This is a genomic window from Sporolactobacillus caesalpiniae, assembly GCF_040513385.1.
In the GTDB taxonomy this organism is placed as follows: Bacteria; Bacillota; Bacilli; order Bacillales; family Sporolactobacillaceae; genus Sporolactobacillus.
Genome location: NZ_JBEVCB010000005.1, coordinates 124,518 through 141,355, shown reverse-complemented (window position 1 = coordinate 141,355; position 16,838 = coordinate 124,518). Strand labels below are relative to the sequence as shown.

At 45.2% G+C, this 16,838-nt stretch carries 15 protein-coding genes; 7 read left to right on the top strand and 8 right to left on the bottom strand.

What is annotated here, in order from left to right; translation table 11 throughout:
• Positions 1-11: 11 nt before the first annotated feature.
• Positions 12-578 (top strand): recombinase family protein, encoded by a 567-nt coding sequence (locus ABWW58_RS11090; protein ID WP_255747578.1) that lies wholly within the window; start codon positions 12-14, stop codon positions 576-578.
• Positions 579-821: 243 nt separating this feature from the next.
• Here the strand turns inward: ABWW58_RS11090 and ABWW58_RS11085 are convergent, their stop codons facing one another.
• From ABWW58_RS11085 to ABWW58_RS11065, 5 genes are all read right to left on the bottom strand, one after another.
• Entirely contained in the window at positions 822-1,916 is a 1,095-nt protein-coding gene (locus tag ABWW58_RS11085) for a metallophosphoesterase (protein WP_353869211.1), read from the bottom strand.
• 166 nt (positions 1,917-2,082) lie between these two features.
• Entirely contained in the window at positions 2,083-2,526 is a 444-nt protein-coding gene (locus tag ABWW58_RS11080; RefSeq protein WP_353869210.1) for a ferritin family protein, read from the bottom strand.
• 206 nt (positions 2,527-2,732) lie between these two features.
• Positions 2,733-3,770, bottom strand: a complete 1,038-nt coding sequence (locus ABWW58_RS11075) for a DUF5808 domain-containing protein (protein ID WP_353869209.1) — start codon at positions 3,768-3,770, stop codon at positions 2,733-2,735.
• Entirely contained in the window at positions 3,767-4,156 is a 390-nt protein-coding gene (locus ABWW58_RS11070; RefSeq protein WP_353869208.1) for a GntR family transcriptional regulator, read from the bottom strand. Before ABWW58_RS11070 ends, ABWW58_RS11075 begins: the two co-directional genes overlap by 4 nt.
• A gap of 295 nt (positions 4,157-4,451) precedes the next feature.
• A complete protein-coding gene (locus ABWW58_RS11065; protein ID WP_353869207.1) occupies positions 4,452-4,802 on the bottom strand; it encodes a winged helix-turn-helix transcriptional regulator in 351 nt (116 codons plus the stop codon).
• Positions 4,803-4,920: 118 nt separating this feature from the next.
• Between ABWW58_RS11065 and ABWW58_RS11060 the strand changes: the two genes are divergently transcribed.
• Together ABWW58_RS11060 and ABWW58_RS11055 are read left to right on the top strand one after the other, a co-directional pair.
• On the top strand, positions 4,921-5,940 hold the full coding sequence (locus ABWW58_RS11060) for a zinc-binding alcohol dehydrogenase family protein (protein ID WP_353869206.1): 1,020 nt from the start codon (positions 4,921-4,923) through the stop codon (positions 5,938-5,940).
• A gap of 523 nt (positions 5,941-6,463) precedes the next feature.
• Positions 6,464-9,493 carry an efflux RND transporter permease subunit gene (locus ABWW58_RS11055; protein WP_353869205.1) on the top strand — a complete coding sequence of 1,010 codons (3,030 nt, stop codon included), beginning with the start codon at positions 6,464-6,466 and terminating at the stop codon, positions 9,491-9,493.
• 145 nt (positions 9,494-9,638) lie between these two features.
• Here the strand turns inward: ABWW58_RS11055 and ABWW58_RS11050 are convergent, their stop codons facing one another.
• Positions 9,639-10,280 carry a DUF421 domain-containing protein gene (locus ABWW58_RS11050; RefSeq protein ID WP_353869204.1) on the bottom strand — a complete coding sequence of 214 codons (642 nt, stop codon included), beginning with the start codon at positions 10,278-10,280 and terminating at the stop codon, positions 9,639-9,641.
• A gap of 155 nt (positions 10,281-10,435) precedes the next feature.
• On the opposite strand from ABWW58_RS11050, the gene ABWW58_RS11045 reads away from it, so the two are divergent.
• The 3 genes from ABWW58_RS11045 to ABWW58_RS11035 all read left to right on the top strand — a co-directional run bounded on the left by ABWW58_RS11045 (position 10,436) and on the right by ABWW58_RS11035 (position 13,536).
• Positions 10,436-11,356 (top strand): ketopantoate reductase family protein, encoded by a 921-nt coding sequence (locus ABWW58_RS11045; protein WP_353869203.1) that lies wholly within the window; start codon positions 10,436-10,438, stop codon positions 11,354-11,356.
• 105 nt (positions 11,357-11,461) lie between these two features.
• Complete coding sequence (locus ABWW58_RS11040) at positions 11,462-12,502, top strand: DUF1835 domain-containing protein (RefSeq protein ID WP_353869202.1); 1,041 nt, start codon at positions 11,462-11,464, stop codon at positions 12,500-12,502.
• Between the two features lie 5 nt (positions 12,503-12,507).
• The gene (locus ABWW58_RS11035; protein ID WP_353869201.1) at positions 12,508-13,536 is read left to right on the top strand and encodes an NADH:flavin oxidoreductase/NADH oxidase; all 1,029 of its coding nucleotides are present in this window, start codon (positions 12,508-12,510) and stop codon (positions 13,534-13,536) included.
• Positions 13,537-13,693: 157 nt separating this feature from the next.
• Here ABWW58_RS11035 and ABWW58_RS11030 read toward each other — a convergent pair whose 3' ends face one another.
• Together ABWW58_RS11030 and ABWW58_RS11025 are read right to left on the bottom strand one after the other, a co-directional pair.
• Positions 13,694-14,026, bottom strand: a complete 333-nt coding sequence (locus ABWW58_RS11030) for a helix-turn-helix domain-containing protein (RefSeq protein WP_353869200.1) — start codon at positions 14,024-14,026, stop codon at positions 13,694-13,696.
• A 22-nt stretch (positions 14,027-14,048) separates the two neighbouring features.
• Positions 14,049-14,627: a hypothetical protein gene (locus tag ABWW58_RS11025; RefSeq protein WP_353869199.1), complete on the bottom strand. Its 579-nt coding sequence runs from the start codon at positions 14,625-14,627 to the stop codon at positions 14,049-14,051.
• A 709-nt stretch (positions 14,628-15,336) separates the two neighbouring features.
• On the opposite strand from ABWW58_RS11025, the gene ABWW58_RS11020 reads away from it, so the two are divergent.
• Positions 15,337-16,812: an MDR family MFS transporter gene (locus ABWW58_RS11020; RefSeq protein ID WP_353869198.1), complete on the top strand. Its 1,476-nt coding sequence runs from the start codon at positions 15,337-15,339 to the stop codon at positions 16,810-16,812.
• Positions 16,813-16,838: the final 26 nt, after the last annotated feature.

Genomic DNA, 16,838 nt, shown 5'->3' with positions numbered 1-16,838 from the left:
AGAGTGATACGATGATCTATGGTTATGTCCGCATTTTTCTGCAATCTCAAAGTTTGGAGAAGCAGTATCAAATGTTACATTCTGCTGGATGTACTGAAATTTTTTTGGATAGAACGTCTGAGTTAAAGCAGGATTTACCAAATTTCAAAATTCTTCTTTCACGTTTAAAAAGTGGCGATTCGTTAGTCGTCCCAAAACTTGACTCTTTTGCACGCAGTTACTCAGAGGCAATGACAATAGTCAGTAACCTGTTTCATATGCAAGTAACAGTTAATATACTAAATATGGGAATTATGGATAGCACGCCAGATGGAGAGCATATTTTTAAGATTTTCTGTGCATTTACTCGTGCAGAGAGAGAGTTCGTAATTACACGAACGCAGGAAGGTAAAGAACAAGCAAGGAAACATGAAGGGTTTCGCGAAGGAAGACCAAGAAAATTTAATGATCAACAGATCGAATACGCACTATCTCTTCTTACATTTTCTTCATTCGGTGAAGTAGCTGAAATCACTGGAATAAGTGAGAGTACATTAGCAAGATATAAAAGGAAATCATTCTCAGAAATGAGAAATTAACCATCTATAATCATAATAATCTGATGTGCAGGTTAATGTTTCATAGATGTGCAATTTAATTTTAAAAGTAACAAAAATGAACGAAAAAATAGCTTAAATAGACGGAAAAATTCCGCTTATCGCATCGAAAAACGGGAAAATGGAGGTTATTTCTGTGCATAAGCGGAAAAATTACCCTTATTTACCTGTGAAACAAGCGCCAGGATGCATATAAGCGGAAAAACTCCGCTTATTTTACGCGTTTCACAAACATTCCTTCGGTACCCAGCCGACCGCTCCGTCTTTTTTGACGAGTGTATAGCCCGCGCATGTATCATTAATGACGGCAACCTGATCGTTCTTCGCAACTGTCAAACCACTCGCGCTGACATCGTTGTCCGCGAAAAGCGCGCCCAGCTTTTTCACCAAATAGTCATTTTTAAGCCATTGCTTGAGCCCCAAATTCACATTTTCACAGAGGCTGAAGTATTTTCCGGCCTCAAGCAGCTTAACTTCATAGTTGGGATAATTCAGCGTGCCGATGAAATCTGCTGGAGCGGTATACGCTTTTCTAATCGTTGCGAATTGGTGAAAATGATCTGCATAGGTGTAGGAAAACTGATCGCCCCGCGGATGGCGTTCAATGATCAGCGCGTTCAGCTGTCCGTCGAAGCGTACCTGATTCCCGCCGTCGATGCAGATCATTCGTTTAGCGTGATCAATGATCGGGTTATGGCAGGTGAGCGTTTCCGCGCGATAATTGACAACCGGCCAGTGTCCGACGACAACGGTCTTTGTGCATTGGTGCTCGCGGGTATAAAAATGAGGGAGCGCAGTGGCTGAACGGTGGCTGGTTTCGCGCCAATCCCTAATGTTGTCAAGCCCCGCATGAATAAAGAGATAATTATCGGTTTCTAGAGCGGTCGGCAGAGAAAAGAGCCAATCAATTTCAGCGCCACAATGAGCTCTGTAGTAATTGCTGAGCGCGAAAACCGAGTCAAAATCGGCATAGGTGTGTCCGTGCTCCTGCAGCCACTCATTCATGATCGAATGTGGATTGCGCTCCAAATGATCAAAGAATGTCGGATCATGATCGAAAGCATGATGAATCAACCGATCACAGTTGCCTTCCGTTATATAGGCGTTGCCGTTTTCCTCTGTCAGTTTTCTCGCAAAGCGGATCACGCCTAAACTGTCCGGTCCTCGCTCGCATAAATCGCCATTGATGATGAGCGTATCGTCTGTTGTATAGTGAACTTTTTTTAGCAGCGTCTGAAAAAGCTGCAGATCGCCGTGGATGTCGGATATAACGATCACTCGTCCAGTTTCCGGGAGCGTGATGTTCTGAATGTGAAGCATGGAAATTCTCCTTCTGCAAAAAAAAGCCAAGATGAAAGTTCTTCCTCAATAGCTCTCATTATAGCTTAATTGACGAGTGGAGGTATGTAGAAACACCTGCAAAAAAACACCTGCCGTATTCCGTGTCGGCAGGACTAAGGCAGACTGTTCTGGATTCGTGATGTTGTTAAGCTAGATTGGTTGTCATGAACCCAAATCGGATGGCGTGTTTGATCTCGTCTGAAAATGCTCGTAATAAAATGTTTCGAACAGTCGGATCTGAATGCGTTAAATAGAGATTCCGGTACGTCTCATAATCTTCCAGTTCATCACGATAAGCGATTCGCAAACCTTCTGAGAAAGATCGAAACTGAACCGGTGTGATTTGAAAGACAGGCTGGTTGCCGGTCAACTGGGCATAGAGCCAACTGAATAATTGAAAATGATCGTGCTCATCTTGACGAATACTAAGGATATCTGCTCTCATTTCTGCGTTTGGCGCTGCTTCAGCCAAACGTCCATAAAAATCGACAGCCGTTGCCTCACCCTTCACGGCATCGAGAACGGCAGACGCAAATGAAGTATCACCGCCTTGGCTGATCTGCCGATAGTGCTGATCATCGTAATACAACCCCAGGTCACCACCTATTTTGTTATCTCATTATAGGCTATGGTGACTAAAGATTTATGTGAATACTCAACAGGTAGGTTGCCCGAATACGACGTGAAAGGATACCGTGAAAATTCAGGATTATATACTCTTTTTCTTAAATACGGCAATGGCGAGGATCAGAGCGGCAAGCGCGTAGCTTAATGTCCACAGAATTAAAATCATGGTTACCGCGAAAAAACAATTGCGATGACAATAATACCGATCAAAACAATCCATGCAATTGGACGAGCCATATTTACTGTGTAGCCGATCCCAACCCTTTTTTCCACAAAAAGTGATGGATCGGAACGATTGAAATAGAAGAGCCCCCAGATCCACTTAGCATCGTCATCAAGGATTGTTCCGGATGAGCGCATGTTTCGAACAAAGCGGTTAAATAACACGAATAGTGTGATGAGAAAGCCAAGATCGATAAGCGAAATGGCGAGATACCACAGCGAGTGGATGGGCGTGATGAAACTAATGACGCCGAGCAGGAAAAGCAGCTCGGTCATCAGACAGAAACCAATCAGCAAGATGCCCATCATTTTTCGATACTGCGCATAACCCGGAGCAGCGTTCGGATTACCTTTTACCGATGCCGGGGCACGCCGGATTAAAAGAATAAGGATACCCAGCAGCACTTCAATAAAGACGGGCGACAATACGCTCCGCCATGATTTAGGTGCCCATTGATCAGGGCCGGCGATTCCAAAGTGCGTCGGAATTGAGTCGGCCATGTACGGATACCCAAACCATACGACAGCGAGTGTAGCTATGAACAGTGGAATCAAGATGAGAAACCAACGGAGTGACAACACGGTTTCTCGATCACTTTTTCCAACGTCAACAATGACTTTATCCGTGGCCAGCTTAGCATTCGGTGTCATGGTCTGCTTCAGTATCCGTGTCCGCCTGTTGGCAAGAACGTAAACGAACGATTCGATGAGAATGAGCGCAACCATGATGCAATTAAAGACAATTGCCAGCGGTCCTTTTGCTAAGAAATAGGGAAGGAAAAAGAGAATGAGCAAAAGGACCAGTGCGGTGCAGATCGCCTCGTTCAGGTAGCGTCGACGGATCACGGCAGCTTGAGCATGCTGCCAGACGTCATCATCCGCAAAAACGACACCAAACAAAACATTTTTACGTGAAAGCCAAGGCTGAGCAACAAATAGTGCAGAGACTAAGAGATAGGTCCCTATCAAAACAAAGATATTCATGATTCATTCCCCTCCAGTTCGTCATACATGTGATCGATCATTTGATGCAGCACAGCTCGATCAACGCGGCGTGTAACGGCTTCGGAGACGATTGTCTTCAATGGATCACCGCAGTTTTTCACGAATTCAGCCGCATTTTTTGCTGCATTTCCGGCTTTAATAAAGGTTCCGCGCCGCCGCTGAATTTCAATAAACCCTTCACTCTGAAGTAATTGGTAGGCTTTATTGACGGTGTGAAGATTAACCCCAATTTCTGCTCCCAGAGTACGAACAGATGGCAGCGAATCGCCGTCCTTCAAAGTACCGGAAGCAATTCCGGTGACGATTCCATTACGTATTTGCGTATAAATCGGCTGATCCGATCCGAAATCAATGGAAAGAAGCACGTTGCTCTGTCTCCTTTTGTTCTATCTGTTATATACTATATATAACACAAATGAGACGAATCGTCTATGACATTATTAATTATTACTGGAAGCCTGCTTGGGGGAAAATGATCGCTTGATTCAATTGACAATTATCCGGAATTTAAAATACTTCTAAAATCGAGAGTACGGGGATGTAGGAGCAGTTAAAGTGAGACGCATTGAAATGTACAATAAGTTTCAGTATGTTTTGAGTGGATTTTTGAGCAAAAATAAATAAGGCGTTGTTTGTGCTCAGTAAAGAGCTTAACAGGCCTTATTTTTCTAAGAGATCCTGATGGGTTTGCTCGTAGTGATCGCCCCAACGTTTCATTTCTTGAATAATCGGCTTCAGTGTTTCGCCAAACGCAGTCAGTGAGTATTCCGTTTTTGGCGGAACAACCGGAAAAACTTCGCGGTGAATGACGCCGTCTTTTTCCAATTCGCGCAGCTGCAGCGTCAGCATGCGCTGGCTCACACCGGGCATCAGGCGGCGCATCTCGTTAAATCGCCGCTTTTCCGTTATTAGATGATAAAGAATAACACCTTTCCATTTCCCACCGATGATATCAAGCGTTGTTTCAACAGGGCAATGCTTGCATGCATAGCCTGTTTTTCGATTGCGCATGGATAATCCTCCTCAGTTACATTCTTGTTTCTACGTTACGCCATTGTGCGTTCTAGTCGCGTTGCTTTAGTGCCATTATACTATTAAGTGTAATCAATCCCACAATGGAGGCACTAAGATGAAAGCATTTGGCACACATGAAGTAACAGATATTTCAAATTCAGACAGTATTGTTTCCATAGAAATCCTCAATCAAGAACCGACGGGGCATGATCTGCTTGTCCAGGTAAAAGCGGTGTCCGTGAATCCGGTCGACACGAAAGTGCGAAACGCGCGGAATGGTCGAACGAACGGCGCGCGTATTGTCGGCTACGATGCGAGCGGTATCGTTATAGCGGCAGGAGAAAAGGTGACGCTTTTCAAACCGGGTGATGAAGTCTATTATGCGGGCGATATTACGCGAAAAGGAACAAACGCCGAGCAGCATCTTGTTGATGAGCGGATTGTTGCTGTGAAACCGAAAACCTTGGATTTTCTAACTGCAGCCGGGATGCCTTTGACCAGTATTACTGCCTATGAAGCATTATTTGATCGGTTGCCATTCAGTGCGGAAAATCATGAAGAAAACGTTGGCAGGCGGCTATTAATCATCAATGGTGCTGGAGGCGTCGGATCGATTGCGATTCAGTTGGCCAAATGGGCGGGACTTCACGTCACAGCAACCGCCTCGCGCCCGGAAACAGTCCAATGGGTGAAAAATCTCGGCGCGGATGAAGTTATTAATCATCGAAAGCCATTCAAAGAAGAGTTCGAAAGACTTCCATTTGATACGGTTGACGCCATATTGTGTCTGAACAATACGAAGGAACACTGGCAGAACATGTATGACGTGATCAAGCCCCAAGGTCGCATCTGCTCGATTGTGGAAATTGGAGAGGGCATCAATCTCGATTTGATTAAGTCTAAAAGTATTACGTTCAGCTGGGAGTCCATGTTCACGCGCTCAACCTTTGAAACCGAAGATATTATTGAGCAGCATAACCTGCTGACAAAAGTTGCGAAACTGTTGGACAACGGTGTCCTCAAGCAAACCGTAACAAAGAAACTGACACCGCTAAATGCAGAGAATTTACGTGAGGCACACAGGCTCGTTGAAAGCGGAGGAATGATCGGCAAAGTCGTTGTTGGCGAAAATTAAATTGGTGAACGAGCTGCCCTCAGAAACAAGCTGGGGGCAGTTTGTTATGGAGTCAGTTAGGACTTAGAAGGAAGGCAAACAAGGCTATTGGAAGAACAAGAAAAGCCTAAGTATAACGCAGGCTTCATTATCTCAACCGATCTAATAAATTTTAATAGTAATACGTTCTTGAACGACTTAATTTTTAACCGTGATTGAATAATGCGTGTTAATAAATTTCACGACATTGCCTTATTTGCTTTATTTTGCAAGACAGTCTAATAAAAGCGCCCATGGTATGATTGGCTTGAAGCTTCACGAATCCCGCTCATTTCTTAACCAAAATTTAAACCGGATCGTCTATTAAATTCACCTTCTTAATTTAGTATTGAGAAAGTAAATCTTTTCCGCGAATTTTATTTTTTCCCATGCCCACTACATCTTAAGTCTTACAGCAAACTACCATTCAAGTCCGTATCAGGACACATGCCTCAACTGTAAAATTAAAGAAAATAATACAGCAATTATCTTGAGGAGGAAATTTATGGGTTCGATAATCAAATTTTCATTAAGAAACGCGGCAGTGATTATCATTGCGATGATCTTAATCGTTGTCGGCGGATTGTATTCGGTTAAGACGATGAAAATGGAGTCGATGCCGAATGTTGATATTCCCTATTTGGTCGTTCAGATTCCTTATCCCGGTGCCACACCGGAACAATCGTTAAACGATATCGGCAAGCCGCTTGAGCGTTCACTTTCAGGAATCGATCAAGTCAAGAACGTCTATATCGAGAGCTACAGTAATGTGGCAGTTGCTGTCTTGGAATTCGATATGGATAAGAAAATGGACGAGGCGAAGAAAGATGTGACGTCTGCGATCGCCTCGACAGATCTTCCCGATGATGCGGGAAAACCGGTGCTTCAGGAGCAAGGACCGTCGGCCGCGCCGGTATTCAGCTTCGCACTCTCATCGAAAGATGCAGATCAGTCGGATTTGACCCAATTTATTGATGAGCAAATCAAGCCTGCTTTTTCAAAAATAGATGGAGCGGGGACGGTAGATGTTTACGGTGAGACGGACAAGCAGATCCATATTGAGCTGAATACGAAGAAAATGAAGCAGTATGGCATCACCTATGATGCGGTGAAGCAGGCAGTTCAAGCAAATAATTTTTCATTTCCGGCCGGTCAGGTTTTCATAAATGATCAGACGCTCAATGTTCAGAGCGACGCGACGCTGCAATCTCTGAAGGATATCCGTTCCATTGTGCTGCTTTCGAGCGGGCCAAATGGTGTCCAGAAGATGAAACTCTCGGATTTGGCAAAAGTATCGTATGGAGAAAAGTCGGAAACGGTCTATACGCGGTTAAACAAGAAACCGGCTGTGCTTGTTGAACTTAAAGCGCAGTCCGGAGCCAACGCTGTGGAGGTTGTCAAAGAAGCGAAGCAGAAACTATCGGATGTATCACTGCCTCAAGGTTACACGCTGACAAACCTCTATGACAGTTCAAAAGATGTGCAGGATTCAGTGTTCAGCATGCTTCGCGAGGTATTGCTGGGCACATTATTCGCCGTGATCGTCACGTTTGTTTTTTTACGAAATATTCGTGCAACCATCGTTGCGGTGCTCTCGATTCCGCTCTCGATTCTCGCGTCGATGATTGTTATGAATTACATCGACTACAGCATGAATATGATGACACTCGCGGGTATCGCTGTTGCGGTCGGGCGCGTGATTGATGATTCTATTGTTATTATTGAGAATATTTACCGGCGCACATTAAAAAGTAAGCAGCGCGATGAGAGCCTTGTGCTGAATGCGGCAAAAGAGGTAGGCGGCGCCGTTCTCGCATCAACGCTGACGACAATTGCGGTTTTTGGCCCGCTTTCTTTTGTGCCCGGAATTGTGGGCAAATTCTTTGCGCCATTCGGAATTACCGTTATCGTCGCTCTGGCATTTTCATTCATCGTGTCGGTGACGGTTGTGCCGCTGCTGGCAAAATTCTTCTTGCTGACTATGAAATTCAAAGAACCGAAGATCAGCATTTTTCACAAGGCATATCGATCAGCCCTGAATTGGTCGTTAACCCATAAAATCATTACCATTGTGCTTGCGGCGCTTGTATTGGCAGGATCGGTTGCGCTCGTTCCAACCATTCCAAAGAACTTTTTACCTGAAGAAAAAGCGACATCCTACACATTGAGTGCTGAGCTTCCAATTGGGACATCGCTCGCGGAATCCAATAAAACGGCCGAGCAGCTCGAGAATATTTTGAAAAAAGAAGAACATGTGAAGTATATTCAAACCTATGTCTCCGGCGATCGCGTGACGATGACTGTTGATTTAACAGATGATGTGACGGTGAAACAGAGCAAGACGTTTGAGAAGGAAACACGGAAAGCCGTGGAGGTATTAGACAACAGTGTGACTGTGACCTTGTCGCCGATTGGCATGACCGGCGACACCGGATTCGCGCTCATTGTCGAAGGTGGAAACAAAGCGCAGCTCGCAAAGGCGAGCGATCAGATCGTCAAGAAGCTAGAAAGTGTAAAGGGCCTGACCAATGTGAAGACGAATCTTGCCGGGGTCGAGCCTCAGATCAAATTGACGATTGATAAAAATAAGGCGGCAAATAAAGGATTGAATCCGATCATGGTTGCCGCTTATGTACGCAGTGTGCTGTCCGGCGACAGTGCCGGAAACGCTCAGGTGGACGGCAAGACGGCAACGATTAATTTGTCGCTGGCGCATGATCCATTGAAATCGATTAAGGATATTTCCAATTTGCAGATGACGAACACGTTAGGGCAGCAGGTTAAGATTTCCGATGTGGCGACTTTAAAACGGCAGCCGGGACCATCCGGATTGTACCGCTTGAACGGTCAGGAATATGTCCAGATCAGCGGTCGGTTCACGACAGACAATATATCGGATGTCCAGGCGACGATTGACAGCCGAATCAAATCATTGGATCTTCCGAAGTCGGTGAAGACTCGATCAGAAGGTTCATCTCAAGCGATGAATGAAGGATTCAGCAACATGATGATTGCGATGGGCATCGCTGTTGTGCTTGTGTTCATGGTGATGTTGCTGACATTCGGCAATTTGCTCGCACCTGTTGCCATTCTTTCATCACTGCCTTTTATCTTCACAGGTGGGCTATTCGGACTCTTTATCAGTAAAAAAGCGCTCGGAATGCCGGCTTTGGTTGGGTTCCTGATGCTGATTGGTATTGTGGTTACCAACGCGATCGTGCTGATGGATCGTGTGATGCAGAATCGGAAGAAAGGCATGCAGATCAACGACGCCCTGATTGAGGCGGGCATGACACGCGTTCGGCCAATTCTGATGACCGCACTTGCGACAATCGGCGCGCTTCTGCCGCTTGCCATCTCAACAGAAGGCGGCCTCATCTCAAATGCACTCGCAATTGTCGTCATTGCCGGGCTGATCACGTCTACTCTTCTGACACTGATCATTGTGCCGACCGTGTATGATCTGCTTGTTTCGATTAAAGAACGAATTTTTGGAGGTAAACGTAAACTCGATCAAAATGAAGAGACTGATTAAGTTCCAGTATAAAAATGTCGCGGAGAATCAGCCGCGGCATTTTTTTGTCCACGTACTGAGCGTGATTGACGAGAATAGCCGAGGTTGAACAGGAAGGCTGAACCGAACGAGACAATAGTTCAACTGTAAATGAATAACGAGGCATTCAGCGTAATTTTCGCGGCAAGCGCCGTTTGTGACCTTGTTCAATCTCAGTAAATAGATTGGTATCCGGCTTTTTTTCAGCATGCGTTGACGGTAGCTGAACATTGAGCGCGCGAGCGATGGCGTTCAAGTCGCCGCGCAGCTCAGCGATATCTGCTTTTGTCGCCGGTCGCTGATCGGAGACGAGCAAATAGCCGATCTGCCCACTCTGTTCCACTGTCGCCGTTTCGACATCCTCAATCCGCTCAATACCCAGTTGACGCAGCTGCATTTCGATATGATCAACGGTCATCTTCAATTTTTTCAGGCGATTCGTGCGCAGTTTCCCATTTTTAATAATGACTTTGGCATGACCGGAAAAAAGTGCCTCTGCCCAGTCCCATTTCAACTGAATGAAATCAATCAGAAATAGAGTGAGTACAAAAATAGTACCGATCACAAAGGAAAGGGTGATACTTTTTCCACTGATCGGTTGGACAAGCAATGTCCCGATAGAGATCATAATGACGGTTTGAGGAATGGTCATTTGCGAGATCGATTTTCGACCCGAAATCCGAATCAACATAATGCCAAACAGAATAATAACGACGGCTTTCCAAAGCCAGCTTGGGTGAAAATCAATAAAACGCATGATAAAATTCACGGGACTCCAACCCTCCGTATCATTTTCATGGATAGTTTGGCAATCGACGCCATTTTCTATGTATGGCTGATTAGTTGTGAGCTTAAGCGGCGTCCGTTTATAATAGATGTAATATAACTTTACAGAAAAATTAAACGGGGCATGGAGGAAGAGGAATGGAGATTAAGACGGTAGCGATTGTTGGGCTCGGTGCGTTGGGGATTATGTATGGAAAACAATTGGCGGATCATCTAGGCAAAGACGCGGTACGGATTGTGGCCGATCACGATCGCATTGAACGTTACAAAAAAGAAGGCATTTACTGCAATGGGGAGCTTTGTGACTTTCATTATGTGGATGCAAACGAGCAAGGAAATCCGGCTGACTTATTGATTTTCGCGGTGAAATACACTGGGCTAAAAGGTGCAATTGAAAGCGCCCGAAATCAAATCGGCAAGCAAACAATCCTGCTTTCCGTATTGAACGGCATTTCCAGTGAACAAATGATCGGTGAGGCATTCGGCTTTGATCAACTGCTTTATTGTATTGTTGCCGGAATGGATGCTTCAAAAATCGGTAATGAATTAAGCTACTCAAATATTGGCTTCGTTAGTTTTGGAGAGGCCGACGATACGCGCAGTGAAAAGGTGGACGCGCTTGCCCGCTTATTTGAGAAAACGGAGATTCCCTATGAGATTCCTGAACGGATGCTCCATAAAATGTGGAGCAAACTGATGGTCAATACAGGCGTGAATCAGTCAACCGCAGTATTCGAAACCAATTACGGCGGCGTGCAGGTGCCGGGCAAGCCGCGTGAAACGGTCATTGCCGCGATGAAGGAAGTGGTCAAAGTCGCCAATGCTGAAGGCGTGCCGCTGCGCGAAGAGGAAATTGCCGGATGGTTGGAAATCAATGATTCTCTAAACCCTAAAGGCATGCCGTCAATGCGGCAGGATACGTTGCAGCACCGTCCGACCGAGGTCGACCTGTTTGCGGGCACCATTCGCAAGCTGGGCAAAAAGCATGGAATCCCAACGCCGGTTAATGATTTTCTTTATGACCGTATTCACGCCATTGAAGCGAGCTATGCGAACTAAAAGATCACTAAACTGAATGTCTTCACAGCATTCAGTTTTTTTAAGTCTTTATGTTTCGTAAGCACTTAACGATTTTGTTAGAATTTGAATGGAGGCGAGTTGTCTGTGTATGAGAAGCTGGCGGAAGCCATTAACCAACTGAACGAACGAGAGAGCAAGCGGATGCTGCTGCATCTGTTTCGGGAAGCAGAAATGGCCGAGCATAATCTGGACGAGCAGCGGCTGATTAAGCGGTTTCACCGCGTGTATGAAGATCTGATCCGCTTGCAGCCGGAGAAGCCGCTGACCAAAGATACCTTGAATCACTGGCATATTGTGTTCGGCGATTCAGTTGCCGGGAGTTTGAAGGTTGGGCTAGGCAGTATCCATGCTCGGCGCGAACGGATACGTGTCATCACAACGGACCTTTCAAAAGGACCGTTAACGCATTTAGATGAAGCGGACGGAGTGCGTAATCGAATGGCCTGGATCAAAGAGTTGATGGATGGCTATCCTTATGATGACGATTCGATTCATTCGTTGGCAGATCAACTGGACGCAATCAGATCCGTCCCTGAGCAGGTGCCGATTACGATTTGGGCATCGGATAATGCTTGGGAGCAGTGCGGACTCGATCTCGTAGTCTATCTTTTACGCGGCCGGATGAATCCAATTCATGTCATCAATCCTTCTGTCTATGAAAAACAGTTGTCTGAGGAGCTTGGGGAAGAGCGACACTCGGCATATAGCGGCGAATCGCTTCCGGAAACGCTGGTGATGCTGTTCAAAAAACATGCGCAGAATCCACCGTTGACCGAAAACGAGCGTCGCCAATTGGAAAACGAATGGCGGCGCCTGTCTGATGATTCTGCGGTTCTGCGCATTTGGGAAGACGACCGTGTACAGCCTGTGACACCGGATTATTTTGATGATGATATTTTACGGTGCGCACGCCGACTTGCGCAACAAGAGGAGGATAGCCGTCAGGGCTTTCTCTGTCTTCGTTTAATTGGTGAGGTGATCGGCGAGGTTCATGAAAAGCAGTGGGTTGGTGATACATTTATTTATTGGCGCATTAAAGCGCTGGTTGCTGCAGGAAAAATGACGGTGATAAAGGCACCCAATAAGCTGATGCATCAACAATTAGTCCTTAATAATAGGAGTTGACTTAAATGATTGATCTTTTTACACCATGGACGTTCAAAGGCTTGGCACTCAAGAATCGTGTTGTTATGCCGCCGATGTGTCAATATTCCGTTGGAGAAAAGGACGGCATTGCGACGGATTGGCATTATGTACACTATGTCAGCCGGGCGATTGGCGGCGCTGGACTCATTATCATTGAAATGACGGATATTGAACCGGATGGCCGAATTACCGACAATGATCTTGGTCTCTGGTCCGATGAACAAATCCCTGCACTGGCGCGAATCGTTGAGGCTTGCCATAAATACGGTGCAAAGGTTGCTATTCAGATCGCGCATGCTGGGCGCAAGGCACAGGACGCTGCGGTACCGGTTGCCCCGTCGGCGATCGCGTTCAACGATCGGTATAAAACGCCGCGTGCATTAACCACTGATGAAGTGAAGGCGATGCCTGAAAAATACGCGCAGGCAGTGAAACGGGCGGTTCAAGCGGGATTCGACGCAATCGAGCTGCACGGGGCACATGGTTATCTTATTCATGAATTTCAATCGGCTTTTACGAATAAACGAACCGATGAATACGGCAAAGATCTTACCAGGTTCGGGACTGAAGTGTCGCAGGCAGCGAAAAGCGAAATGTCGGCTGAAATGCCGCTGATCATGCGTATTTCGGCCATTGAATATGTGGATGGAGGGTATGGACTGGAGCACAGCACTGCTTTGGCGAAAGCATACAAAGAAGCGGGTGTTGATCTGTTCCATGTCAGTGCCGGCGGCGAAGGTCCAATAGCCGCAGCCGGAAAACCGGGCACGCATGCCGCCTATCAAGTGCCGTTTGCACGCGCGATCAAAAAGGCAGTGGGTACGCCGGTGATTGCGGTCGGCCGTTTGGATGATCCGGTGCTGGCGAATGCGGTGATTGGCAATGAGGATGCCGAACTTGTTGCTGTCGGTCGCGGCATGTTGAGAAATCCGTACTGGACATTGGAAGCGGCTGCCAAGCTTCATAAAGAAACAAATGTGCCGAATCAGTATCTAACCGGATTCGCGCACTGATCAAAAGGACAAAAAGAGCTTTCTCCTGAGTTAGGAGGAAGCCCTTTTTGTCGGTTGATGTGTTTTTCTTTCATACATATAACGAACTCACACACACTCATGCAAAAAGTGGGTATGGTTATAAGCCATTTCCAATCTATCTTTTACATCGAATCTATCAAATCTTTACTGGTTTTTTTTTATCAAAATAACTGTGTTTTTCTTTTTTAAGATGTTCTCTCGCAACATCTGCAACTTCTAACGTCACATCTAATGCTTTCAATAATTTATTATAGGTTTCAGTTGAAATGCTGCTGTGACCGCTCTCGACGCGATAAATAGTCTTTTTATCAACCCCAGCTTTAGAAGCTAATTCATCTTGACTGAAGCCGCGGCGCATCCTATAACCAAAAATTAACTCACCCATCAAGCTTTGCAAAGAAAACGTGAGTTCTTTCCCACCAGGAATTTGAGTAGTTAACTGATGCGTCAATTTAACTAAATCAGCCATAATTAGCCCCCCTGAAATTATATTAAAACATAAATTCATCCACAAATCCTTGAGGATCTTCTCTAGATTTTTTCAAAATCAGAAGTGTTTCCTTAATTCTCAAAGATGTATATGGATCATACATTCCGTAACTACCTCGAAAGGTTTCCTTTTTCTCATATGCATAAGGAAAACAATAAACCAACTCATCATCTGCATTTAAAAATGGGAAAAATATTGCTCTAAAGTGACGGGCACCTTTAAAAATTCCAGGCAATTTCCTATCACCCAAACTAACCCTAAGTTCATAAATTCCTTCTTCATCAAGAATTTTTACCAACTCAAAATTCAATGAAATATCCTCATTACCTGGACATTCAATATTTAAGCAGGTACGCAAAGAATTATCCCCAGTTTTCGGTAAATTGGATTGAGCAACATATTGCATGTAACTAAAAGCTTTGGTAATAAACTCAAAAAAAACATTATCCCCAGTCAAAGAAGAGCCAGCTTCTTTAACTGATTTAGAAGCCTTATCAGCAAATCCTCTCAAGCGATCTTCCACATTTTTATTATGATGTAAATCTAAAATCGATTCGATTTTCGCTACTACGTTCTCCATATATCATAGCATATATACGCTAAATTGTGAAAAAAAATAAGGAATATATGCCTTTTCACCTCGGCCTTCTATGATTGTTCTGATAATCTCTGATACAAATAATATAATATATAACCGAGTTCCAACAATTACTATAAAGTAAGGAATGATGCGGTCTAATTAAGTTATATCCAAATAAAATCATTATGTAAATAAGTATATTCATAAATATTCGACAATATTCTACAAAATAAATGAATGTTTTTTAGTTTAATAGATTCTGTTCAAAAAGGGGGACAAAAAGAGCCGAGAAGATCAAGGAAGCGCAGTTTTGAGCTACCCGCACGTACTTCCACAGGATGTGGTGACTTCAGCGTTATTCACAGGACGTAACTTCCACAGGATGCGGTGACTTTCGCGTTGCATACAGGACGTATGCGTAATTAGCGAAAGCTCCTCTTTATAGCGAAAGCTCATTACCCTTAGCGAAAGATTCAAGTTACATTTGCTGCTTATAGAACGCCATTTGCGACACCTTTGTAACTGCTTCTAAGTTTGACCTCAAAGTCCAGGCGCATTGACCGAAATAATTTTTCTTAACTGAAGAAAAATTGACAGCATTCATAGTAAGTTCATAAATGAGGGGTACCCTTAATCATGGATCATTCAGTCAATAGATCAGATGAATCGCGAGAAGAATTCATCTGAATTAAGAAAAGGAGTTAGATGCATGGCCAAAGAAAATACGACCGTTGATATCAACGGAAAACCGTATAACCGAACCTTTTTAATGATTATATTGCTGACCGGTGCGTTCTGTACGATTTTGAACCAGACATTACTTGCGACGGCACTCCCGGATATCATGAAAGATTTTGATATTACCGCGGCGACCGGGCAGTGGCTGACCTCCGGATTCTTGCTGATGAACGGCGTGATGATTCCGGTTACCGCGCTGCTTATTAATAAAATCAATTCAAAAGCACTGTACATCAGCGCCTTGACCGTTTTCCTGCTTGGGACGATTGCGGCCGCAGTTGCACCGAACTTTTCGATGCTGTTAACCGGACGAATTATTCAGGCTGCGGGTGCAGGAATTATGATGCCGCTGATGCAGACGATTTCGCTATTAATTGTGCCGAGAGAAAAACGTGGAATCGTCATGGGGCTTGGTGGACTTGTTGTCGCTTTTGCGCCGGCGATCGGTCCAACACTTTCCGGATGGATTGTCGACAGCTACAACTGGCGAGTGCTCTTTTATATGATGATTCCGATCGTCGCCCTAGTCATCGGGCTTGCTTTTGCGGCTATGAAAAAAGTTGTGCCTCTGACGGATCCGCGGATTGACTACTTGTCCATTGTCCTGTCGACGATCGGATTTGGCGGCATGCTCTATGGATTCAGCAGTGTGGGCAACTACGGATGGTCGGATGGACGTGTGATTTGGCCGCTTATTGTCGGCTGTATTTTTATCGTTCTCTTCATTTGGCGGCAGCTGGCGATGAAAGAACCGATGCTGGAACTGAGAGTATTTAAGTCGCCGGTCTTTACGCTTTCGGTTGTCATCAGCAGCATTGTTATGATGGCGATGATCGGCGCAGAACTGGTTCTCCCACTTTATATCCAAAATCTCAGGGGCGAAAGTGCTTTGCATTCGGGACTGATGCTGCTTCCCGGCGCTATCATCATGGGCTTGATGAGTCCGATAACCGGCTTAATTTTCGACCGGATCGGTTCGCGTAAACTGGCGATTACCGGAATATTTTTGCTGACGGCCGGAACATTGCCGTTTATGTTCCTAACGCAGCATACAAGCTACGCATCCATTATTGTTCTGTATGCCGTGCGCTTTTTAGGAATTTCTATGGTCATGATGCCGGTAACAACTGCCGGGATGAACGCATTGCCCGACTCGCTGATGAGCCATGGCACCGCAGTCAACAATACGATCCGTACGGTGGCGGGTTCCATTGGAACGGCTGTTCTGATCAGTATTCTAACTAATGTGACCAAAAACAATGCGCCAAGCAGCAGCTTGAAGCATAGCGATCCGGCACAATTCATGCATCAATCGATTGATGCTGCTCTAAAAGGCATGAACACTGCGTTCATGGTTGCTATTCTTTTCTGTCTGCTGACGCTCGTCCTTACCTTTTTCATCAAGGGCAAGGAGAAACATGCAGTGACCGCTCAAGACGCTGATTAATCTGATTTTATAAATAGGAAGTGATG

What these genes read in the sequence shown, in the direction of transcription:
- ABWW58_RS11090 (WP_255747578.1), top strand. Translation starts at nt 12, where the DNA reads ATGATCTATGGTTATGTCCGCATTTTTCTGCAATCTCAAAGTTTGGAG.
- ABWW58_RS11085 (WP_353869211.1), bottom strand. Translation starts at nt 1,916, where the DNA reads ATGCTTCACATTCAGAACATCACGCTCCCGGAAACTGGACGAGTGATC.
- ABWW58_RS11075 (WP_353869209.1), bottom strand. Translation starts at nt 3,770, where the DNA reads ATGAATATCTTTGTTTTGATAGGGACCTATCTCTTAGTCTCTGCACTA.
- ABWW58_RS11065 (WP_353869207.1), bottom strand. Translation starts at nt 4,802, where the DNA reads ATGCGCAATCGAAAAACAGGCTATGCATGCAAGCATTGCCCTGTTGAA.
- ABWW58_RS11060 (WP_353869206.1), top strand. Translation starts at nt 4,921, where the DNA reads ATGAAAGCATTTGGCACACATGAAGTAACAGATATTTCAAATTCAGAC.
- ABWW58_RS11055 (WP_353869205.1), top strand. Translation starts at nt 6,464, where the DNA reads ATGGGTTCGATAATCAAATTTTCATTAAGAAACGCGGCAGTGATTATC.
- ABWW58_RS11045 (WP_353869203.1), top strand. Translation starts at nt 10,436, where the DNA reads ATGGAGATTAAGACGGTAGCGATTGTTGGGCTCGGTGCGTTGGGGATT.
- ABWW58_RS11035 (WP_353869201.1), top strand. Translation starts at nt 12,508, where the DNA reads ATGATTGATCTTTTTACACCATGGACGTTCAAAGGCTTGGCACTCAAG.
- ABWW58_RS11030 (WP_353869200.1), bottom strand. Translation starts at nt 14,026, where the DNA reads ATGGCTGATTTAGTTAAATTGACGCATCAGTTAACTACTCAAATTCCT.
- ABWW58_RS11025 (WP_353869199.1), bottom strand. Translation starts at nt 14,627, where the DNA reads ATGGAGAACGTAGTAGCGAAAATCGAATCGATTTTAGATTTACATCAT.
- ABWW58_RS11020 (WP_353869198.1), top strand. Translation starts at nt 15,337, where the DNA reads ATGGCCAAAGAAAATACGACCGTTGATATCAACGGAAAACCGTATAAC.